This window comes from Methylobacterium phyllosphaerae, assembly GCF_001936175.1.
GTDB lineage: Bacteria > Pseudomonadota > Alphaproteobacteria > Rhizobiales > Beijerinckiaceae > Methylobacterium > Methylobacterium fujisawaense.
Genome location: NZ_CP015367.1, coordinates 4149782 through 4170697, shown reverse-complemented (window position 1 = coordinate 4170697; position 20916 = coordinate 4149782). Strand labels below are relative to the sequence as shown.

Genomic DNA, 20916 nt, shown 5'->3' with positions numbered 1-20916 from the left:
GGTCGCCGGCCGAGCGCGCCGAGGGTCACGGCGATCGCGGCGGCGGCAGCGCGTCGAGCAGCTGGCGCAGGAATGCCCGCACCGCCTTCGGCAGCCGCCGGTCGCGCATCGCCTGGATCTTCACGCCCCGGGCGAGGCTCGTCCGGGACTGGATCGGCAGGCTGACAAGCTCGTTGAGCCGCAGGGGCGTCTGCACCGACAGCGCCGACATCAGGGCGATGCCGCGGGAGCGCCGCACGAAGGGCAGCAGCGCCGAGAGATTGTTGGAGGTCAGCACCGGCTCCACCGCGATGCCCTCGTGCGCGCAGGCGGCGTCGAAGACCTGCCGCAGGGTCGTGTCCCGGGTCGGCAGGGCGACGGGATAGTCCAGCAGGTCGGCGAGGCGCAGGGCGGGCGCCCGCGCGAGGGGATGGTCGGGCGCGGCCAGCGCCAGCATGTCGACCTGCCCGTCGTAGAGCACCTCGACCTGCGCGGTGGGTGTCAGCGCGAAGGTGATCCCGAGATCGGCATCCCCCACTGCCACCGTCTGGGTGACCTGGGCCGGGGGCTGGACCGTGACCTCGAAGCGGATGCCGGGATGGGCCGCGTGGAAGGCCGCGATCGCGTTCGGCACGATGTCGAGGGAGAAGCCCTCGGAGCAGGCGACCCGGATCAGCCCGCGGGCGAGCCCTTCCAGCTCCCGGATCTCGGTGACCACCTGCTCGGAGCGGATCAGCACCTGATGGGCGTGCTGCGCCAGCAGCTCCCCGGCCGGGCTCGGCACCATGCCGCGCGGGCGCCGCTCGAACAGCACGCAGTCGAGCTCGGCCTCCAGGTTGGCGATCTGCCGGCTGATTGCCGAGGCGGCCACGTTGAGCTGGGCCGAGGCCGCCGCGATCGAGCCGGTGCGGGCCACGGCCAGGAAGTAGCGCAGGCCCGTCGTCTGCATTATCGTGCTCGATACGCTGTATGCTGCCATGCACATTGCCAATACGGCAACGCAGCACTCGCCAAATTCTACTTGTTGCGATCCCAGATGCACAACACCATGGCAGGGTGAAAAACGCGGCAGCCGCGGATCGATCCGCCGGACCTGTCCGCCGCGCCGTCGGAGACCGCATGCCGCTACGGATTCTCACCCGGGCCGCGACCCTCGCCGCCTCGTTCGCGACCCTGATCGCCGCGCATCCGGCACTGGCCGGGAAGGCCGACGACACCCTGGTCTACGCCTCGGACAGCGAGCCGGAGAATGTCAGCCCGTATCACAACAGCGCCCGCGAGGGCGTGATCCTGGCCCGGAACTGCTGGGACACCCTGCTGTACCGTGACCAGAAGGACGGCACCTACAAGCCGATGCTGGCGACCGCCTGGACCTGGGCGGACGACACGACCCTCGATCTCACGATCCGCGAGGGCGTGGTCTTCCACAACGGCGACCCGCTCGGGCCGGAGGACGTGGCCTTCACGTTCAACTACGTGCTGACGCCCGAGGCGCGCACGGTCACCCGCCAGAACGTCGACTGGATGAAGTCGGTGGAGGTCACGGGCCCGCATAATGTCCGCATCCACCTCAAGGCGCCGTTCCCGGCGGCGCTGGAATACCTCGCCGGCCCGACCCCGATCTTCCCGGCCAATTACTTCAAGAAGGTCGGGCTCGACGGCTTCGCCAAGGCGCCGATCGGCAGCGGACCCTACCGGATCACCAAGGTCGACAGCGGCCGCGGCGTCTCCATGGAGCGGTTCGACAAGTACTGGGCCGGCAGTCCGCTGGGTAAGCCGAAGATCGGCAAGCTGCAGTTCCGCGTCATCCCGGACGGCGAGAGCCGGATGGCCGAGCTGATGACCGGCGGTGTCGACTGGATCTGGCGGGTGCCGAGCGACCAGGCCGAGCAGCTGCGCGCCGCGCCCAACATCACGGTCCTCAACTCCGAGACGATGCGGGTCGGCTTCCTGCAATTCGACACGCTGGGCCGCGCCAAGGAGAACTCGCCGCTCAAGGACGTGCGCGTCCGGCAGGCGATCTCCTACGCCATCGACCGCAAGGCGATGGTCGACAACCTCGTGCGCGGCGCCTCGCGGGTGATGAACGCGCTGTGCTTCGTCGACCAGTTCGGCTGCACCGACCAGGGCGTGCCGCGCTACGCCTACGACCCCGCCAAGGCCAAGGCGCTGCTCAAGGACGCCGGCTACCCGAACGGCTTCGAGATCGATCTCGGCGCCTATCGCGAGCGCGACTACGCCGAGGCGGTGATCGGCTATCTCGGCGCGGTCGGCATCAAGGCGCGGCTCAACTACCTGCGCTACGCGGCGTTCCGCGACGCGCTGCGGGCCGGCAAGACCTCGATCGGCTACCAGACCTGGGGGTCGTTCTCGGTCAACGACGTCTCGGCCTTCGACGGGGTGTATTTCCGCGGCGGCGAGGAGGATCTGACCAAGGATCCGCAGGTGATCGCCGATCTCCAGAAGGGCGACGGCTCCACCGATCCGGAGACCCGCAAGGCCGCCTACGCCAAGGCGCTGCAGCGGATCGCCGGAGAGGCCTATGCCCTGCCGATGTTCTCCTACTCGACCAACTACGCCTTCACGTCGGACCTGAACTTCACCGCCCAGCCCGACGAGGTGCCGCGCTTCTACGCGGCGTCGTGGAAGTGAGGATGGTGGTCGTGGCGCGACCGGCTCCCTCTCCCGTGCGGGAGAGGGTTGGGGTGAGGGATCAGGTCTTCCCGGAGAGGTCGCACCCCTCACCCTGTCCCTCTCCCGCACGGGAGAGGGGACCCGCGATCCGCCCCGGTTCCGACGGCGGGAGCCGATCCGGTCCGCATCGCCGAAAGGGAGCCTGAGCCCATGCTGGCCTTCACGTTCCGGCGCGTGCTGGTCGCCCTGGCGGTGGCCTTCACGGTCTCGGTGGCGAGCTTCCTGCTCCTCCACCTCTCGGGCGACCTCGCGACCGCGATCGCCGGCCCGGAGGCCACCGGGCCGCAGATCGCCCAGATCCGCCAGGATTACGGCCTGGACCAGCCGCTGCTGACCCAGTTCCTCACCTGGGGCTGGCGGGCTTTGCACCTCGATTTCGGCAACTCCTTCTATTTCCGCGAGAGCGTGATCGACCTGCTGGCCGCCCGCCTGCCGATCACCCTCTATCTCGGCATCATCGCGCTCGGCGTGGCCCTGTTCGTGGCGATCCCGCTGGGCGTCGTGGCCGCCGTGAAGCGGGACACCTGGATCGACCGGACGGCGCTCGCCGTCTCGGTGCTCGGCCAGGCGATGCCGAGCTTCTGGTTCGGCCTGACGCTGATCCTGATCTTCTCCGTCAACCTCCGCTGGCTGCCGGTCTCGGGCAACGCCACGTGGAAGAACTTCGTCCTGCCGGCAATCGCGCTGGGCTACTACGCGATGCCCGCCGTGATGCGCCTCACCCGCAACGGCATGCTGGAGGTGCTGGCCTCCGACTACGTCCGCACCGCCCGCGCCAAGGGATTGCCGCCCAGAAAAATCCTGGTGCGGCACGCGCTGCGCAACGCCGTGATCCCGGTGATCGCCCTGTTGGCGGTGCAGTTCGGCTTCATGCTCGGCGGTTCGATCGTGATCGAGGCGGTGTTCTCGCTCCAGGGGCTCGGGCAGCTCGCCTGGGAGTCGATCGCCCGCAACGACTTCCCGGTCGTCCAGGCGATCGTGCTGGTTCTGGCGATGATCTACATCGGCCTGACGCTGGCCGCCGACCTCCTGAACGCCTTCCTCGATCCGCGCCTGCGCCAGGCCTGAGGACGGAGATCGCCATGAGCCTCCCCCCCGACACGGCGGCGCTCGCCGCCCCCGCTTTGCCCCCGGACGCGCCTGTCGCGCTGGCGGCGGTGCCCTCCCCCACCCGCCTGATCCTGCGGCGGGGCCTGCGCCACACCGGCTTCCTGATCGGGGCAGGAATCCTCGGGCTGATCGTGCTGGCGGCGCTCGCCGCCCCGCTCATCGCGCCGCACGACCCCTACGCGCAGGACGTGTCCCGCCGCCTGATCCCGCCGGTCTGGCAGGCCAAGGGCTCCTGGGAGCACGTGCTCGGCACCGACAAGCTCGGCCGCGACTACCTGAGCCGCCTGCTCTACGGCGGCCAGATCTCCCTCCTGATCGGGATCTCGGCGGCGCTGATCTCGGGGCTGATCGGCACGGTGCTCGGCCTGTGCGCCGGCTATTTCGGCGGCTGGGTCGACTCCGTGGTCAGCTACGTGGTGACCACGCGGCTCGCCATGCCGGTGGTGCTGGTGGCGCTCGCCATGGCGGCCCTGGTCGGCGGCTCCCTGAAGGTGGTGGTGCTGGTGCTGGGCTTCCTGCTCTGGGACCGCTTCGCCGTGGTGACCCGGGCCGCGACCCAGCAGATCCGCAACCAGGATTTCGTCTCGGCCGCCCGCGCCGCGGGGCTGACCGACCTGCGGATCCTCCGCCAGGAGATCCTGCCCAACATCATGAACGCCCTGATCGTCGTGGCGACCCTGGAGATGGCCCACGCGATCCTGCTGGAGGCCGCCCTTTCGTTCCTCGGCCTCGGCGTCCAGCCGCCCCTGCCCTCCTGGGGCCTGATGATCGCCGAGGGCAAGCAGTACATGTTCTTCCAGCCCTGGGTGATCACCATCCCGGGCGTGGCGCTCCTCCTCCTCGTGCTGGCGATCAACCTCCTGGGCGACGGCCTGCGCGACATCACCGCCCCCGAGGCGCGCAACTGACGGCTTCGCCGGGCCAGGGCCCGTCGACAGGTTACCAAAATGTTTCACGGGAAACACACCATGACGCGAGACGCCGCCATCGCGCGCGCCACGGAGGCTTTCGATTCGGGCGCGTTCCTCGCCCTCCTGCGGGAGGCGGTGGCGATGCCCACCGAGAGCCAGGCCCCCGGCCAGGAGGCGGCGCTCCGCGCCTACCTCGAAAGCTTCATCGCGCCACTGGTCAGCCGGCTCGGGTTTGAAACTCCAAAAATCTTCCCGAACCCGGACGGGGTGCACGGCCCGTTCCTGATCGCCGAGCGGCGCGAGGGCGCGGAGCTGCCGACCGTGCTGATCTACGGCCACGGCGACACGGTGCGGGGCTATCCCGAGCAGTGGCGCGCGGGCCTCGGCCCCTGGGAGATCGTGGTCGAGGGTGACCGCTGGTACGGGCGCGGCACCGCCGACAACAAGGGCCAGCACGTCCTCAACCTCGCCGCCCTGGAGCAGGTGATCGCGGCCCGCGAGGGCCATCTCGGCTTCAACGTGAAGCTCCTGATCGAGATGGGCGAGGAATCGGGCTCCCCGGGCCTGCGGCCGTTCTGCCGGGAACAGGCCGATTCCCTCCGCTCGGACGTGCTGATCGCCTCGGACGGACCCCGCCTCAACGGCGAGCGCCCGACCCTGTTCCTGGGCTCCCGCGGCGCCTACAATTTCGAGCTGAGCCTCAACCTGCGCGAGGGCCCGCACCATTCCGGCAACTGGGGCGGCCTGCTGCGCAACCCCGGCACGGTGCTGGCCTCAGCGATCGCCTCGATGGTCGACGCGCGGGGCAGCATCCTAGTGGACGCCCTGCGGCCGCCGCCGATCCCCGAGGGCGTGCGCGCGGCGCTCGCCGACATCCGCGTCGGCGAGGACCCGACCGCGCCCACGATCGATGCCGACTGGGGCGAACCGGGCCTGAGTCCGGCCGAGCGGGTCTTCGCCTGGAACACCCTGGAGGTGCTGGCCTTCAAGACCGGCGATCCGGACGGCCCGCTCAACGCTGTCCCGCCCCACGCCAAGGCGACCCTGCAACTGCGCTTCGTGGTCGGCACCGACTGGCAGAACCTGATCCCGAACGTCCGCGCCCATCTCGACGCGCACGGCTTCCCGATGATCGAGGTCCGTCCGGCCCGCGCCGCGGAGGTGTTCCAGGCGACACGTCTCCCCGTCGAGGATCCCTGGGTCGAGTGGGCGCTCCAGTCGATCGAGGCGAGTTCGGGCAAAAAACCGGCGCTGCTGCCCAATCTCGGCGGCTCGTTGCCGAACGACGCCTTCTCGGAGATTTTGGGCCTGCCGACCCTCTGGGTGCCGCATTCCTATCCGGCCTGCCGCCAGCACGGGCCCGACGAGCACATGCTCGCCTCCGGCACCCGCGAGGGCCTGGCGATCATGGCCGGCCTGTTCTGGGATCTGGGCGAGGCCGGACCCGACATCCTCCGGCGCCGCAAAGCGAGGGCCTGAACCATGAGCGCGCCGGTCGTCCGCATCCGCGATCTGACGATCGCGCTCCCCAAGGGCGCCGACCGCCCGCACGCGGTCGAGGGCCTGAACCTCGACCTCGAGGCCGGAAAGATCCTGTGCGTGGTCGGGGAATCGGGCTCGGGCAAGTCGATGAGCGCCTACGCGCTCACCGGCCTCCTGCCCCGGGCCCTGAAGCCGACGGCCGGCACGATCCTGTTCGAGGGCCGGGACCTCCTGACCCTCGACGAGCCCGCGTGGCGCGGTTTGCGCGGCCGGCGCATCGCCATGGTGTTCCAGGAGCCGATGACGGCGCTGAACCCGGTGATGCGGGTCGGCGACCAGATCGCCGAGATGTTCGAGGCGCACAACCTGCTCAGCCGGAGCGAGCGCTGGGCCCGGGCGGTGGCGCTCGCCACCGAGGTCGGCCTGCCGAACCCCGAGGAGGCGGTGCGGGCCTACCCGCACCAGCTCTCCGGGGGCCAGCGGCAGCGGGCGATGATCGCCATGGCGCTGGCGCTGGAGCCCTCGGTGCTGGTGGCCGACGAGCCGACCACGGCCCTCGACGTCACCACCCAGGCCCAGATCCTCCGGCTGATCCGCGACCTGCAGCGGAAGCGCGGGATGAGCGTGCTGTTCATCACCCACGATTTCGGCGTGGTCGCGGAGATCGCCGACCACGTGGCGGTGCTCCAGCGCGGGCGGCTCGTGGAATCCGGCACGGCCGAGGCGGTGCTGCGCAATCCGCAGGCGCCCTACACCCGGGCGTTGCTCGCCGCCGTCCCGAGCCTCACGCCGCCGCCGCGCGCGCCCCTCGCGGCGGCCCCGGTCGCCCTCTCGGTGACCGGGCTGTCCAAGACCTATTCCGGGCGCTCCGGCCTGTTCGGCAAGCCGCGGGTCGTGGCCGCCGTGAAGGAGGTCTCGTTCGACGTTCGCCGCGGCGAGACTCTTGGGATCGTGGGCGAATCCGGGTCGGGCAAGTCGACCACGGCGCGGCTCGCGATCCGGCTGATCGAGCCTGACGGCGGCACGGTCCGGCTGGGGGACCTCGACTACACGGCCCTCGGCAAGACGGCCTTGCGCGACAAGCGCAGCCGCATCCAGATGATCTTCCAGGACCCGTTCGCCTCGCTGAACCCGCGGCGCACCGTGGAGCAGATCATCACGGCGGGGCCGATCGCCCATGGGGTCCCGGCCGCCGAGGCCCGGGAGCGGGCCCGAAACCTCCTCGACCTCGTCGGCCTCGATCCGAAGGCCGCCGCCCGCTACCCGAACGCCTTCTCGGGCGGGCAACGCCAGCGCATCGGCATCGCCCGGGCGCTCGCCATGGAGCCGGACGTGCTAGTGGCCGACGAGGCGGTCTCGGCGCTCGACGTCTCCGTCCAGCGGCAGGTGCTGGACCTGCTGGAGGATCTGAAGCAGCGCCTGTCCCTGGCGATGCTGTTCATCACCCACGATCTGCGGGTGGCCGCCACGATCTGCGACCGGATCGCCGTGATGCACCGCGGCGCCATCGTGGAGATGCGGGGCACCGCGGAGCTGTTCGCCGCGCCGGAGCACGCCTACACCCGCAGCCTCCTCGCGGCGGTGCCGGGCGCGCACGCCTCCTGAGCCCGCCGGGGCCGGGACCGGGCCAATCTGGGACGCAGAGACAAGTTTTTTGGACGGGACCGCCCTGTCCGGCCCCTGCAAGTTCAGTAGGATAGCGCCGTTGTCGCGGGTGGAGCACCCCGACGGATCCACGGCTGCACCCGCTATCCGTCCTCGCTCCCGCCCCGACTGCGGACGGGGTGATTCAGCGTGTCGATCTCAGACAGGACCGACGACAGGCAAGCGATCCGCCGGCGCAGCGCGCCGGATGGACCGCCGGCGCTGCGCCGCGGGCGCGAGCACCGGATCGTGCGCTGGATCAGCGCCGGCAACCGCAAGGCACCGCCCCCCGCGGAGGAGACCACGTCCGCGGCTCCGGATTGCCACGTGATCAAGCTGAGCTGGGCCGACACGTTCGGGCGTCCGGACCGCGCCGCGCTCGGCAGGTCCGTCCCGGGCCCCGCGCAGGTGCTTCCGTTCCAGAGCCGCAAGGCCGAGAGCGCGCCGCCACCGGGCTCCCGCCGCGCCGCCGATCAGCCGCCGGTGCCGGTCCTGCGCTGATCGCTGCGCCCGCCGGGCACGCCGAGGCCGATCGCCTTGGCGAGCGCGGAACGCTGCGCGGCGTAGCCGGGCGCGGTCATCGGGTAATCCTCCGGCAGGCCGTAGCGCTCGCGATACCGCTCCGGCGTGAGGCCGTGGGCGGTGAGATGGCGCTTCAGGGTCTTGTAGGTCCGGCCGTCGATGAAGCTGACGATGCCGTCCTCCTGGACCGACTTCCGGATCTGTGCCGGCGTCGGCCGCTCCACGGCCGGTTCCGCCGGGGCAGCCGGTTGCCCGTCGAGGGCCGCCAGCGCTCCATGCACGCTCGCCATCAGCTCCGGCAGCGCCGTCGGCGGAACGGAATTGTTCGAGACGTAGGCGGCGACGATCTCGCCGACCAACGTGACCAACCGGAGGCGGCTCTCGGGATTCTGTTCAGGCACTGCGCGAGTCCATCCGAAGCTTTCGACGACGATGGACGTGGTTCCAAAGCAAAAATCGCGGATGTGTCAAGACGGTCTTGAAAGACAGTCGATCACCGAAAGGGCTTTTCGATCCGAACGGGCGCGATCGCCCGCGAAAAGGATCCGTCACCTGCACAAAGATGCCGATCCCGCCCCGGTTACAGCCGCCGGACGCGCACAGGCCGGGAAATACCGCGCCACATCCGGCCGGAGCGCAGGACGGCGCGGCGTCAGCCGATCCCGAGGACGCGGATCAGCGTGAGGCTGAGGACGATCAGGACGGCGAGGGAGGCGATGACCGCGAGGGTGACCCGGCCGCCGACCCGGGCGAGAACCCGCACGTCGACCCCGAGCCCCAGGGCGGCCATGGACAGGACCGTGAGCACGCCGGCGAGCTGGGTCAGCGGCTTCACCGCGGCATCCGGGACGAGGCCCAGGGAGCGCAGGGTGGCCAGGGCCAGGAAGCCGACAATGAACCAGGGCACGAGCTTGGTGAGGCCGGGACGGGCCGGCGCGCCCGGCGCCCCCGCCGCCTGCGGCAGCCGGGGCGCGATCAGCGAGAACGCCACCACGACCGGGCCGAGCATCAGCACGCGCACGAGCTTCACCAGGGTTCCGACCTGGGTCGACAGCAGGCTCACCGGCACGGTCGCGGCCAGCACCTGCGGCACCGCGTAGACGGTGAGTCCCGCCAGCACGCCGTACTGGTTGTCGGTCATGCCGGCGAGCGGCACGAACAGCGGCAGGCCGAGCACCATCAGCACCCCGAGCACCGCCGTGAAGGCGATGGCGGCGGCGATGTCCTTCGGCTCCGCTCCGATCACCGGCGCCACCGCGGCGATGGCCGAGTTGCCGCAGATGGCGTTGCCGCAGGCGACGAGGATCGCCATCCGGGCCGGCAGGCCCAGCACCCGGCAGATCGCCACGCTGGCGGCGATGCCGAGGACCACGGTGCCGACGATGCCGGCCAGCAGCGCCGGGCCGGAGGCGAGGATCGCCCCGAGGCTCAGGGAGGCGCCGAGCAGCACGACGGCGACTTCGAGGAGCTGCTTGGCCGAGAAGGCGATGCCGGTTCGGAACCGGGCCGGGGGCGTCCAGGCGGTGCGCACCGCGATGCCGACCAGGATCGCCAGGACCAGGGCCTCGATATAGGGATGGCCGGCGACCCGCTCCTCCAGCGCCTGCGCTGCCATCGCCACCGCGGTGATCGCCGCGCACAGGCCGATGCCGGGCAGGACCGAGGCGGCCGTATCCGACCGGCCGCCCCGCTCGGGAAGCGCCGGCGTCGGGGCTGCCTGGGAAGAGGATTCGAGGCTCACAGGATCGGACTCCGCGGTCGTCGACGGAGCTTATAGGAAGAAAACGTTCGTCGCACCCGCGTAAAAGAGAAATTACTTCTCTATTCAGGCAGAGTTCGAGAAGACACGTCTAAGCACGCGCTGGACCCGACCGCGCACCGGGACGCTCCCGGTCGTCGGGCGCCGCGGCGCCTCAGGCCTGCATGCCCCAGCGCTGGACGGTGCGCCGCTCGATCGTCTGGAAGATCAGGTTCTCGACCACGAGGCCGATCAGGATGACGGTGAGCAGACCGGCGAACACGTTCGGGATGTCGAGCATGTTCTTGTTCTCGAAGATGAACCAGCCGAGCCCGCCCGCCCCGGACGACACGCCGAAGACCAGCTCGGCGGCGATCAGGGTGCGCCACGCGAAGGCCCAGCCGACCTTCAGCCCGGTGAGGATCGCGGGAAAGGCCGCCGGGATCAGGATCTTGCCGATCAGCCGCGGTCCCGACAGCCCGTAATTGCGCCCGACCATCTTCAGCGTCCGGCTCACCGACAGGAAGCCGGAATGGGTGTTCAGCGCGATCGCCCAGGTCACCGAGTGGACCAGCACGAAGATCAGGCTGCCGTTGCCCAGGCCGAACCAGATCAGCGCCAGAGGCAGCAGCGCGATGGCCGGCAGCGGGTTGAACATCGACGTCAGGGTCTCGAGCAGATCGGTCCCGATCCGCGACGCGATGGCGAGGCCCGTGAGCACGGTCGCCAGGGCGATGCCGGCGGCGTAGCCCATGAGCAGCACCTTGAGCGACGACCAGGCGCGGGCCGGCAGCGTGCCGTCCGCGATACCCCGAAAGAAGGCCTCCACGGTGGCCGAGAAGGTCGGGAACAGCAGGTCGTTGTCGAGGTAGCGCCCGTAGGCCTCCCAGATCCCGGCCAGGAGGACGAGGATCACGATCTTGCGCAGCCAGGCCTGGTTGTAGAGCCGCTCGGCGAGCGACAGGGGCTTCTCCACCACCGTGGCGCCATGGGCGTGGCCGGTCTCGCGCACGATCTCGGGGCGGCCGGATTCCACGGGCGTCAGGCGCGGCGCGACGCCGGTCAGCGGGGCGCCGGTCAGGGCTTGCGCGCTAGACATTCTCGGCCTCTTCGATCTCTTCCGAGAACAGCATGTGCTGGATCCGGCTCTCCAGCTGCAGCGCCGCCTCCGGGGATTCGGCGCTGTTGAGTTCGGCCTTCACCTCGCCGGGATGGGGCGAGAGCAGCAGGATGCGGGAGCCGACCTTGATCGCCTCCGGGATCGAGTGGGTGACGAACAGCACGGTGAAGCGCGTGCCCTCCCACAGCATCAGCAGCTCGTCCTGCATGCGCCGCCGGGTGAGCGCGTCGAGCGCCGCGAAGGGCTCGTCCATCAGCAGGATGTCGGGCTCCATGGCCATGCCGCGGGCGATGGCGACGCGCTGCTTCATCCCGCCCGACAGGGTGTGGGGATAGCTGTCGGCGAACTTCGTGAGGTTGACCTTGTCGATGTAGAGGTTGGCCCGGTCCAGGGCCTCCCGGCCCTTGAGCCGGCCCGAGGCTTCCAGCGCGAAGACCACGTTCTGCCGCACGGTCTTCCAGGGCAGGAGCTGGTCGAATTCCTGGAACACCATCATCCGGTCGGGGCCGGGCTCGGTGACCGGGCGGCCCTTCAGGCGGATCTCGCCCTCGGTGGGGGCCATGTAGCCGCCCACCGCCTTGAGCAGGGTCGACTTCCCGCAGCCGGAGGGCCCGAGCAGGACGAACCGGTCCCCGGGCCAGACCCGGAAGCTCACCCGGTAGGTGGCGGTGACGAGGTGCTCGGGCGTCTTGTAGCGGAGTGTGACGCCGTCGACCTCCAGCAGAGGCTGACCCGTGTCCATCCATCCTCCCTGGCGCCGCAGCTTCGACCGCGTGTCGCAGAGGGCCGGCGATGGCCCGCCCCTCACGGGAAAGTGTATCGGGCCGCCGAAGAGGCTGTAAAGGTCGATATTCTGTATGCGATCGGACCGAGGACCTGCAGGTCCGGCCCCGGCGCGGTCAGGCCGGATGCCACCACCGGCCCTTCAGCACCACGCCCTCGGCGGTGATCCGCTGGGCGCCGGTCATGGTCTCCCCCCGCGTGTCGACGTAGTCGAAGGCCCCGTCCCGCACCGCCAGCACGGTGGCGTCGCCCAGCGCCCCGACCTTCAAGGTCCCGTATTCCATGCGCTTCAGCGCCACGGCGGCGTTCACCGTGGAGGCGGCGATGACGTCGGTGAGGCTCATGCCGAGGCAGAGCATCTTCGACATGGTGGTGACTTGGTCGAAGGCCGGCCCCTCGATGCAGAGCTGGTGCACGTCCGACGAGATCGTGTCCGGCAGGAAGCCCCCCGCCAGCATGGCACGCGCCGTCCGGAAGGCGAAGGAGCCCTTGCCGTGGCCGATGTCGAACAGCACCCCCCGCGCCCGCGCCTCGCGCAGCGCCGGCTTCACGACTCCCTGCGCGGTCACGGGCGAGTTCGGGAAGGGCCGGAACGCGTGGGTCAGCACGTCGCCGGGGCGGAGCATGGCGAGCACGGCCTCGTAGCTCGGCGGCGGCTCGTCGATATGGGCCATCAGCGGCAGGCCGGTCTCCTCGGCGACCTGCAGGGCGATGTCCAGCGGCGCGGTGCCCTGGTCGCCGGAGGCGTGGCGCCCGACCCGGACCTTGATGCCCACGATCACGTCCCGGTTGGCTTCGGCGACCTCCACGGCCTCCCGGGGCGCCATCAGCCGCGGATCCTCGCTCTCGCCGACCATGATGGTCTTCGAGAACCCGAAGATGCCCGCGAAGGAGACGTGCAGGTAGGCGAGGATCCGCGCCTGCGACCGCTCGATCACGTGGCTGCGGAAGCCCGCGAAGTTGCCGGGTCCCGCGCTGCCGGTATCCACCGAGGTTGTCACCCCGGAGGTGCGGCAGAATTCGTCGGCGTCGATGCCCAGCGACGTGCCGCCCCAATAGACATGGGTGTGCAGGTCGATCAGGCCCGGCGTGACGATGGCGCCTTCCATCTCGCGGACCTGCGTGCCCGGGCCGGCCGGCAGGTCGCGGCCGAAGCCTGAGACCCGTCCGTCCGCGAAGGCGACGTCGCAGATCCCGTCGTGGTTCTGCGACGGGTCGATGACCCGCGCGCCCTTCAGGATGAGGTCGTGCTGCACGGTTGTCTCCAAAAGCCGTCTGCAGGGATCCGATCCGTCATCGCGCGCGCAGCGAAGCGACCCAGGGATCCGCCACGCTCGGGGATCGCGCGCCGCACCGGGTTGCTTCGCTGCGCTCGCAAAGACGGCTCCGTCAGGCCGCCCGGGCCGGCGCGGCCGCGTCGTTGAGGTGGCAGGCGGCGAAATGGCCGGTGCCCACCGCGTCGAGGCCGGGCACCTCGGTCCGGCAGCGGTCGAAGGCGTGCGGGCAGCGGGTGTGGAAGCGGCAGCCGGAGGGCGGGTTGATCGGGCTCGGCACGTCGCCCTTGAGCACGATGCGGGTGCGCCCGGCCCCGGGCTCGGGGATCGGCACCGCCGAGAGCAGGGCCTGCGTGTAGGGGTGCTTCGGGGCCAGGAACAGATCGCGGCGGGGCCCGATCTCGACGATCTTGCCGAGATACATCACCGCCACCCGGTGGGTCATGTGCTCGACGATGGCGAGGTCGTGGGAGATGAACAGCATGGCGAGGTCGAGCTCGCGCTGAAGATCCCGCAGCAGGTTGACGATCTGCGCCTTCACGGAGACGTCGAGCGCCGAGACCGCCTCGTCGCAGATGATCAGGTCCGGCTCGGCGGCGAGCGCCCGGGCGATGCCGATGCGCTGGCGCTGGCCCCCCGAGAACTCGTGTGGGAACCGGCCCAGCGCCTCGCGGGGCAGGCCGACCCGCTCCATCAGGCTGGCGAGCTTCGCCTCGAGGTCGGCGGCATTGCGGGCGAGGCCGAAATTGCGGATCGGCTCGGCCAGGATCGCCCGCACCCGCATCCGCGGGTTGAGGGACGAGAACGGGTCCTGGAACACCATCTGGATGTGGCGCCGCAGGGGCCGGAGCGCTCCGGCCGAGAGGTCGTCGATGCGCCGCCCGTCGAGCACCACCTGTCCGGCGGTGGGCGCGTAGAGACGCATCAGCGCCTTGGCGACGGTGGACTTGCCGCAACCGGATTCGCCGACGAGCGACAGGGTCTCGCCCCGGGCGACCGTGAAGGACAGGCCGTCCACGGCCTTCAGCACGCGGGTCGACCGGCCGAACAGGCCGCCGCCGAGGGAAAAGTGCTTCTTGAGGTCGTTGACCTCCAGCAGGCTGCGGGCGGGGGGTGCGGGCGGGGCGCTCATGCCGCGAGGGCGTCCTTCGGCGCGTAGTGGCAGGCGGCGAGGTGGCCCGGCGCCTTCGGCTCCAGGGCCGGCGCGTAGGCGCGACACAGGTCGGTGACGTCCGGGCAGCGCCCGGCGAAGACGCAGCCCTCGATCCGGCCCTTCAGGCTCGGGACCATGCCGGGGATCTCGGCGAGCCGCGCGTCGGCCCCGTGCTCGACGGCGCCGAGCTTCGGCACCGCCCCCATCAGGCCCCGCGTGTAGGGATGGCGCGGCGCCCGGAACAGGTCGCGGACCGGCGCCTCCTCGACCTTGCGGCCGGCATACATCACCACCACCCGGTCGGCGACCTCGGCCACCACCCCGAGATCGTGCGTGATCAGCATGATCGCGGCGCCGACCCGGGCCTTCAGGTCGCGCATCAGGTCGAGGATCTGGGCCTGGATGGTCACGTCGAGGGCCGTGGTCGGCTCATCGGCGATCAGGAGCTTGGGCGAGCAGGCGAGCGCGATGGCGATCATCACCCGCTGGCGCATGCCGCCGGAGAGCTGGTGCGGATATTCCCGCACCCGGCGCCGGGGCTCGGGGATACCGACCAGCGTCAGCATCTCGATTGCCCGCTCCTCGGCCTCCCGGCGGCCGAGGCCCTGGTGCAGGCGCAGGGTCTCGCCGATCTGGCGGCCGACCGTCAGGACCGGGTTCAGCGAGGTCATCGGCTCCTGGAAGATCACGCTGATGTCGTTGCCGCGGATCTTGCGCATGGCGCTGTTGGGCAGGTCGAGGAGGTTGGTCCCCTCGAACTTGATGGCGCCGGCGATGCGGGCCGGCGGCTCGGGCAGGAGCCGCAGGATCGACATGGACGTCACCGACTTGCCGCAGCCGGATTCGCCGACGATCGCCAGGGTCTCCCCCGACTGGATCGCGAACGAGACCCCGTCCACCGCCCGGTTCACCCCGTCGGGGGTGCGGAAATGGACCTGCAGGTTCTCGATCGACAGGAGGGGTGCGCCGCTCATGCTGCCGGTCCTCATCAGACGTCTTTCGCCATGCGGGGATCGAGGGCGTCGCGCAGGCCGTCGCCGACGAGGTTCACGGCCAGCACCGTCATCGAGAGGAAGATCGCCGGGAACAGGATGATGTAGAACTTCACCTGCCAGAGGGCCCGGCCCTCGGCCATGATGTTGCCCCAGGACGGCGTCGAGGGCGGCACGCCCGCGCCGATGAACGACAGGATCGCCTCGGTGATCATCGCGGAGGCGCAGATGTAGGTCGCCTGCACGGTCATGGGCGCCAGCGTGTTGGGCAGGATGTGGCGCCAGATGATCGCCGGCATCCGCGTGCCCGTGGTCACCGCCGCCTCGACATAGGGCTGCTCGCGCAGGGACAGGACCACGCCGCGCACGAGGCGGGCGACGCGCGGGATCTCCGCGATGGTGATCGCCACGATGACGTTCTGGACCGAGCCGCGGGTGAGCGCCATCAGCGCCACCGCGAGCAGGATCGGCGGGATCGACATCATGCCGTCGACGACCCGCATGACGATCCCGTCGAGCCAGCGCACCATGCCGGAGACAAGGCCGACCGCGAGCCCGGCGATCGAGGCGAGGAACGCCACCGAGAAGCCGACCAGCAGCGAGACCCGGGCGCCGTAGACCACCCGCGAGTAGACGTCGCGGCCGAGCATGTCGGTGCCGAACCAGTATTGCGCGGACGGAGCCCGGGTGCGCTTGGCGGGCGCCAGGGCGGTCGGGTCGACGGTGCCGAGATACGGCGCCAGCAAAGCCATCAGGAAGACGACGAGGAGCAGCACGCCCCCGACCACGATGGTCGGGTTGCGGCGGATATAGGTCCAGACCGGGCCCCGGCGCTTGCGGGCCGGGAACACGTCGGGCAGCGGCGCCGCGATGGCGAGGCCCGGCGGCGGGGGCGCCTTGGGGGCGGTCGCCTCGGACGGGGTCCCCGCCTGCGGGGCGCTGCTGGGGAAGGGCGCGACGGTCGCGGTCAATAGCGGATCCTCGGGTCGAGCACGGTGTAGAAGAGGTCGATGGCGAGGTTCACCAGCACGTAGACGAAGCTGAACAGCAGGACGACGCCCTGGATGACCGGGTAGTCGCGCCGCAGGATCGCATCGACGGTGAGGCGCCCGAGGCCGGGAATCGCGAAGACCGTCTCGGTCACCACCGCGCCGCCGATCAGCAGGGCGATGCCGATGCCGATCACGGTGACGATCGGCACCGCGGCGTTCTTGAGGGCGTGGACGAACAGGACCGGCCCCTGCCCCAGCCCCTTCGCCCGGGCGGTGCGGACGTAATCCTGCTGGAGCACGTCGAGCATGGTCGCCCGGGTCACCCGGGCGATCAGCGCGATGTAGACGAGGCCGAGCGTCACCGCCGGCAGGATCAGGTTGGACAGCCAGGGCCACAGGCCCTGCTCGATCGGCGTGTAGCCCTGGACGGGTAGCCAGCCGAGTTCGAGGGCGAAGACGTAGGCGAGCACATAGCCGACCACGAAGACCGGGACCGAGAAGCCCGTCACGGCGAGGCCCATCACGAGGCGGTCGATCAGGCTGCCGGCCTTCCAGGCGGCGACGACGCCGAGCGGCACCGCCACCACGATGGCGAAGATCAGGGTGACCAGCATCAGCGAGACGGTGGGCTGCACCCGCTGGCCGATCATGGTGGTGACCGGCAGGTTGGTGAAGATCGAGGTGCCGAGATCCCCGTGGAGGATCTGCCAGGACCATTCCCAGAACCGCACCAGGAACGGCCGGTCGAGGCCGAGCGTGGCGCGGATCCGGGCGACGTCGTCGGGCGTCGCCTGGTCGCCCGCGATGATCGCCGCCGGATCGCCGGGGGCGAAGTAGAGAAGGCTGAAGACGAACAGCCCGACCACCGCCATGACCGGGATGGTGGCGAGGATGCGCCTGCCGATATAGCCGAGCATGGGTCCTCGCTAGGCCGTGGGACGAAGGGCGCGGCGGGCGCCGCCGCACCCCCTCCCCCCTCTGCGGGGGAGGGTGGCCGCCGAAGGGGGTCGGGAGAGGGGAACCCGGCTTCCGGAAGGGGCGCGGCCTGCATGAAGGGCGAAGCCCGATCCTGCATCGTCGCTCCCCTCTCCCGACCCTCGCTGACGCGAGGGCCACCCTCCCCCGCAGAGGGGGGAGGGAGAACGCGTCGGGTTCGCCGGCATGATCACCACCCGCCCCATCACGCCTTCGACACGCCCCAGGTGAACGGGATCGGCCCCTTCACGATGCCCGAGACGTTCTTCCGCCACGCCTGGTAGCCGAGGAAGAACCCGGTCGGGACGTAGACCACGCCCTCGCAGGCGGCGGCGTTGACCTTGTCGATGGCGGCCTTCTCGGCGGCCGGGTCGGCGGCGTCGAACCATTCGGCGATGGCGGTCTCCACCGGCGGGATGTTCGGCCAGCCGAACCACGCCTTGTCGCCGCTCGCCCGCACCGCCGGGTAGCCCGCCGGGTTGATGCAGTCGGCGCCCGCGTGCCACGTGTGGAACATGTTCCAGCCGCCCTGGGACGGCGGCGCCTTGGAGGCCCGGCGGGTGCCGGTGGTGCCCCAGTCGGTGGCGACGAAGTCGACGTTGAAGCCCATCTGCTTTAAGAGGTCGGCGGTGATGTCGCCCTGCGCCTTGGTGATTCCCTGGTCCTGCGCCACGATGCAGACCACCGGCTCGCCCTTGTAGCCGGCTTCCTTGAGCAGCTTCTGGCCGAGCTTGATGTCGCCCTTGCCGACGTTGCCGCCGCCCGCCTCGCTGTAGAGGGGCGTCCCCGGCGTGAAGAAACCCGGCAGCTTCTTCCACAGGCTGTCGTCGTCGCCGACGATCGCCCGCATGTAATCCTCCTGGCTCATCGCGGTCATGACCGCCTGCCGGATCTTCGGATTGTCGAAGGGCGGGTGCAGGTGGTTCATCCGGAACGAGCCGACATTGCCCAGCGGGTCGGCGATATCGACGTTGAGGTTGCTGTTCTTGCGCAGCAGCGGGACGAGGTCGGAGATCGGGTTCTCCCACCAGTCGACCTCGCCGTTCTGCAGGGCCGCCGAGGCGGTGGCGGCATCCGGCATGATCACCCACTCGACCCGGTCGACCAGCATGCGCTTGCCGCCCGCGAGCCAGGAATTCGGCTCGTCGCGGGGCTTGTAGTCGGTGAAGGTCTCGAACACCGCCCGGGCGCCCGGCACCCACTCGTTGCGGACGAACTTCATCGGGCCCGAGCCGACATACTCGGAGATCTGCGTGAACGGGTCGGTCTTGGCGATCCGCTCCGGCATCATCAGGGCCATCGGCGCGTTGGTCTTGCCGAGCGCGTAGAGCAGCTTCGGGAAGGGCTTCTTCAGGCGCCACTGGAAGGTCTTGTCGTCGGTCGCCGCGAGGTCGTCCTGGATTCCACGGATCATCAGGCCGATCGGGTCCCGGGCCATCCAGCGGGTGAGGCTCGCCACCACGTCCTTGGCCAGCACCGGCTCGCCGTCGTGCCACTTGAGGCCGGGGCGCAGCCTGAAGGTCCAGGTCAACTTGTCGCCCGAGACCTCCTCGGATTCGACCATCTGGCGCTGCGGCTTCAGCTGCGCGTCGACGCCGTAGAGCATGTCCCAGACGAGGGTGCCGGCGTTGCGCACCACGTACTGGGTCCCCCAGATCGGGTCGAAATTGGCGAGGTTCGCCTGCGGCACGAAGCGCAGCACCTTCGCGCCCTGCGCCAGGGCCGGCCGCGCGATCTGCGGTGCCGCCAGCCCGAGCGCGGCCGAGCCCTTCAGGAACGTCCTGCGGTCCATCGTCTTCTCCCTGGCGGTGCGGGTCTCAGGCCCGAAGCGCCGGCCCACACCTTGCGGGCGAGTTTGAACAATTCTTAAGCAGGGGCGCAATGGCCCGGCGTGACAATGGAGCTCGGGCAAGCGCCCGCGCGACCACCGGTCTGGGGACGGAGTCGGGCTGGGCGCAGGCGGTGCTTGCGCGGGCGGTGCTTGCGCGGATCCAGGTCACGGGGCGCATCTCGCAAGCCCCGCGCCAGTCCGGCCATCACTGCGTTATGTATTCAGGATCGGCGGGGGATTTTTTCGCGCGCGGGCGCAGGGCGAGACTTCGCCGGAGCCGGTGCGGCCTCACTGCGCGGCGCGCAGCGGTCGGAGCCGTGTGAGCATCGTCGTCCGCAGGGGACGGGGCCCGTCGCGCCTGTCCCGGGCGCGGCGGGCGGAGGCTGGACGTAACGCCTCAGCCAACCTGCCGCAGGTGGCTGCCCCGCGTGCCGGGCACCGCCTGCATGGCGCGGATGAAGGCGGCGATGCGGGGGGCGATCACCGCCCGGTAGCGGGAGCCGTTGAACACGCCGTAATGGCCGACGCCGGCCTGGAGATGGTAGGCCTTGCGGGCGTCGGGCAGGTTCGGCGTGAGGTCCAGGGCCGCCTTGGTCTGGCCGACGCCGGAGATGTCGTCGTTCTCGCCCTCGACCGCGAGGATCGCGCAGCGGCGGATGGCTCCGAGATCGACCGGCGTGTCCCTGTGGCGCATCCGGCCCGTGGGCAGGGCGTGGTCGACGAACACGGTCTGCACGGTCTGGAGGTAGTACTCGGCCGTCAGGTCCATCACGGCGAGGTACTCGTCGTAGAATTCGCGGTGCTTCTCGGCCGAATCGCCGTCGCCCTTCACCAGGTGGTCGAACATGTCCGAATGGGCGGTGACGTGCCGGTCGAGGTTCATCGCCATGAAGCCCGACAGCTGCAGGAAGCCCGGATAGACCCGGCGCCACGCCCCCGGGTAGATCGGCGGCACGAGGCTGATCGTGTTCTGCTCGAACCACGCCTGGCCGCGCTCCTGCGCGAGGCAGTTCACCGCGGTGGGCGAGCGGCGGGTGTCGATCGGGCCACCCATCAGCGTCATGGAGGTCGGCACCGCCGGCTCGTCGGCCGCCTCCATCAGCGCCACCGCGGCGAAGACCGGCACCGCCGGCTGGCACACCGCCATGACGTGCAGGTCCGGCCCGAGGACCGCGAACATCTCCTGCAGGTAGTCGATGTAATCGTCGAGGTCGAACTGGCCCGCGAACAGCGGCACCATCCGGGCATCGGTCCAGTCGGTGACGAACACCCGGTGGTTCGGCAGCATCGCCTCGACGGTGCCGCGCAGGAGCGTGGCGTAGTGGCCCGACATCGGCGCGACGATCAGCAGCTTGGGCTGCGCCTCGGCGGGGGGCGTCGGGAAGGCGCGGTCGAAGGCGATCAGGCGGCAGAACGGCCGCTCCCAGACCACCCGCTCGGTGACCGGGACCGGCGCGCCGTCGACGACCGTCTCGGTGAAGCCGAAGGCGGGCTTGCCGTACTGGCGGGTGACGCGCTCGAACATCTCGCAGCCGGCGCTCACCGCGCGAGCATAGGGGCCGTAGGCCAGGGGATTGCCCGGCAGCTGCAGCCCGTAGCGCGTCAGATCGGCGGCAACGCGGGCGGGCGCCATCAGGGCGCGGGCGCCCTCGTACATCGAATAGGCCAGCAGCATCGTCACCTCGCGGTCTCGGTCCGGCCGCCGGCATTGCGCCG

The 20916-nt window shown here is 70.4% G+C and carries 18 protein-coding genes; 6 read left to right on the top strand and 12 right to left on the bottom strand.

Annotation, left to right across the window (positions count from 1 at the left end; all coding sequences use genetic code 11):
* Window positions 1-25: 25 nt before the first annotated feature.
* A complete protein-coding gene (locus tag MCBMB27_RS18960; RefSeq protein WP_043351634.1) occupies window positions 26-928 on the bottom strand; it encodes a LysR family transcriptional regulator in 903 nt (300 codons plus the stop codon).
* A gap of 170 nt (window positions 929-1098) precedes the next feature.
* Here MCBMB27_RS18960 and MCBMB27_RS18955 point away from each other — a divergent pair, with 170 nt between their 5' ends.
* The 6 genes from MCBMB27_RS18955 to MCBMB27_RS18930 all read left to right on the top strand — a co-directional run bounded on the left by MCBMB27_RS18955 (window position 1099) and on the right by MCBMB27_RS18930 (window position 8321).
* The gene (locus MCBMB27_RS18955; protein ID WP_075381045.1) at window positions 1099-2631 is read left to right on the top strand and encodes an ABC transporter substrate-binding protein; all 1533 of its coding nucleotides are present in this window, start codon (window positions 1099-1101) and stop codon (window positions 2629-2631) included.
* A gap of 192 nt (window positions 2632-2823) precedes the next feature.
* On the top strand, window positions 2824-3741 hold the full coding sequence (locus tag MCBMB27_RS18950; RefSeq protein WP_075381044.1) for an ABC transporter permease: 918 nt from the start codon (window positions 2824-2826) through the stop codon (window positions 3739-3741).
* A gap of 14 nt (window positions 3742-3755) precedes the next feature.
* A complete protein-coding gene (locus MCBMB27_RS18945; RefSeq protein ID WP_043384746.1) occupies window positions 3756-4691 on the top strand; it encodes an ABC transporter permease in 936 nt (311 codons plus the stop codon).
* A 60-nt stretch (window positions 4692-4751) separates the two neighbouring features.
* The gene (locus MCBMB27_RS18940; RefSeq protein WP_075381043.1) at window positions 4752-6173 is read left to right on the top strand and encodes a M20 family metallopeptidase; all 1422 of its coding nucleotides are present in this window, start codon (window positions 4752-4754) and stop codon (window positions 6171-6173) included.
* 3 nt (window positions 6174-6176) lie between these two features.
* Window positions 6177-7781 carry an ABC transporter ATP-binding protein gene (locus MCBMB27_RS18935; RefSeq protein WP_075381042.1) on the top strand — a complete coding sequence of 535 codons (1605 nt, stop codon included), beginning with the start codon at window positions 6177-6179 and terminating at the stop codon, window positions 7779-7781.
* Window positions 7782-7970: 189 nt separating this feature from the next.
* Window positions 7971-8321, top strand: a complete 351-nt coding sequence (locus MCBMB27_RS18930) for a hypothetical protein (RefSeq protein ID WP_043351624.1) — start codon at window positions 7971-7973, stop codon at window positions 8319-8321.
* On the opposite strand, the gene MCBMB27_RS18925 is transcribed toward MCBMB27_RS18930, so the two are convergent.
* The 11 genes from MCBMB27_RS18925 to MCBMB27_RS18875 all read right to left on the bottom strand — a co-directional run bounded on the left by MCBMB27_RS18925 (window position 8294) and on the right by MCBMB27_RS18875 (window position 20875).
* A complete protein-coding gene (locus tag MCBMB27_RS18925; protein WP_043384757.1) occupies window positions 8294-8743 on the bottom strand; it encodes a Ros/MucR family transcriptional regulator in 450 nt (149 codons plus the stop codon). The genes MCBMB27_RS18930 and MCBMB27_RS18925 overlap by 28 nt on opposite strands.
* A 251-nt stretch (window positions 8744-8994) precedes the next feature.
* Complete coding sequence (locus MCBMB27_RS18920) at window positions 8995-10083, bottom strand: YeiH family protein (protein WP_043384759.1); 1089 nt, start codon at window positions 10081-10083, stop codon at window positions 8995-8997.
* Between the two features lie 172 nt (window positions 10084-10255).
* Window positions 10256-11179: an ABC transporter permease gene (locus tag MCBMB27_RS18915; RefSeq protein ID WP_051976149.1), complete on the bottom strand. Its 924-nt coding sequence runs from the start codon at window positions 11177-11179 to the stop codon at window positions 10256-10258.
* A complete protein-coding gene (locus tag MCBMB27_RS18910) occupies window positions 11172-11942 on the bottom strand; it encodes an ABC transporter ATP-binding protein (protein ID WP_043350049.1) in 771 nt (256 codons plus the stop codon). Before MCBMB27_RS18910 ends, MCBMB27_RS18915 begins: the two co-directional genes overlap by 8 nt.
* 157 nt (window positions 11943-12099) lie before the next feature.
* Window positions 12100-13239 carry an amidohydrolase/deacetylase family metallohydrolase gene (locus MCBMB27_RS18905; protein WP_075382025.1) on the bottom strand — a complete coding sequence of 380 codons (1140 nt, stop codon included), beginning with the start codon at window positions 13237-13239 and terminating at the stop codon, window positions 12100-12102.
* Window positions 13240-13372: 133 nt separating this feature from the next.
* Window positions 13373-14389, bottom strand: a complete 1017-nt coding sequence (locus MCBMB27_RS18900) for an ABC transporter ATP-binding protein (RefSeq protein ID WP_075381041.1) — start codon at window positions 14387-14389, stop codon at window positions 13373-13375.
* Entirely contained in the window at window positions 14386-15399 is a 1014-nt protein-coding gene (locus MCBMB27_RS18895) for an ABC transporter ATP-binding protein (protein WP_043350053.1), read from the bottom strand. Before MCBMB27_RS18895 ends, MCBMB27_RS18900 begins: the two co-directional genes overlap by 4 nt.
* Window positions 15399-16373, bottom strand: a complete 975-nt coding sequence (locus MCBMB27_RS18890) for an ABC transporter permease (protein WP_083683623.1) — start codon at window positions 16371-16373, stop codon at window positions 15399-15401. The genes MCBMB27_RS18895 and MCBMB27_RS18890 overlap by 1 nt, the downstream gene beginning before the upstream one ends.
* Window positions 16370-17311, bottom strand: coding sequence for an ABC transporter permease (locus tag MCBMB27_RS18885; protein ID WP_075381040.1), 942 nt, complete (start codon window positions 17309-17311; stop codon window positions 16370-16372). Before MCBMB27_RS18885 ends, MCBMB27_RS18890 begins: the two co-directional genes overlap by 4 nt.
* Window positions 17312-17574: 263 nt before the next feature.
* The gene (locus MCBMB27_RS18880) at window positions 17575-19161 is read right to left on the bottom strand and encodes an ABC transporter substrate-binding protein (RefSeq protein ID WP_043759640.1); all 1587 of its coding nucleotides are present in this window, start codon (window positions 19159-19161) and stop codon (window positions 17575-17577) included.
* A gap of 436 nt (window positions 19162-19597) precedes the next feature.
* Entirely contained in the window at window positions 19598-20875 is a 1278-nt protein-coding gene (locus MCBMB27_RS18875; protein ID WP_043350062.1) for a polyhydroxyalkanoate depolymerase, read from the bottom strand.
* Between the last annotated feature and the right edge of the window lie 41 nt (window positions 20876-20916).

Coding starts and splice junctions, on each gene's coding strand:
- MCBMB27_RS18960 (WP_043351634.1), bottom strand. CDS start 928: ATGCAGACGACGGGCCTGCGCTACTTCCTGGCCGTGGCCCGCACCGGC.
- MCBMB27_RS18955 (WP_075381045.1), top strand. CDS start 1,099: ATGCCGCTACGGATTCTCACCCGGGCCGCGACCCTCGCCGCCTCGTTC.
- MCBMB27_RS18950 (WP_075381044.1), top strand. CDS start 2,824: ATGCTGGCCTTCACGTTCCGGCGCGTGCTGGTCGCCCTGGCGGTGGCC.
- MCBMB27_RS18945 (WP_043384746.1), top strand. CDS start 3,756: ATGAGCCTCCCCCCCGACACGGCGGCGCTCGCCGCCCCCGCTTTGCCC.
- MCBMB27_RS18940 (WP_075381043.1), top strand. CDS start 4,752: ATGACGCGAGACGCCGCCATCGCGCGCGCCACGGAGGCTTTCGATTCG.
- MCBMB27_RS18935 (WP_075381042.1), top strand. CDS start 6,177: ATGAGCGCGCCGGTCGTCCGCATCCGCGATCTGACGATCGCGCTCCCC.
- MCBMB27_RS18915 (WP_051976149.1), bottom strand. CDS start 11,179: ATGTCTAGCGCGCAAGCCCTGACCGGCGCCCCGCTGACCGGCGTCGCG.
- MCBMB27_RS18910 (WP_043350049.1), bottom strand. CDS start 11,942: ATGGACACGGGTCAGCCTCTGCTGGAGGTCGACGGCGTCACACTCCGC.
- MCBMB27_RS18900 (WP_075381041.1), bottom strand. CDS start 14,389: ATGAGCGCCCCGCCCGCACCCCCCGCCCGCAGCCTGCTGGAGGTCAAC.
- MCBMB27_RS18895 (WP_043350053.1), bottom strand. CDS start 15,399: ATGAGGACCGGCAGCATGAGCGGCGCACCCCTCCTGTCGATCGAGAAC.
- MCBMB27_RS18885 (WP_075381040.1), bottom strand. CDS start 17,311: ATGCTCGGCTATATCGGCAGGCGCATCCTCGCCACCATCCCGGTCATG.
- MCBMB27_RS18880 (WP_043759640.1), bottom strand. CDS start 19,161: ATGGACCGCAGGACGTTCCTGAAGGGCTCGGCCGCGCTCGGGCTGGCG.
- MCBMB27_RS18875 (WP_043350062.1), bottom strand. CDS start 20,875: ATGCTGCTGGCCTATTCGATGTACGAGGGCGCCCGCGCCCTGATGGCG.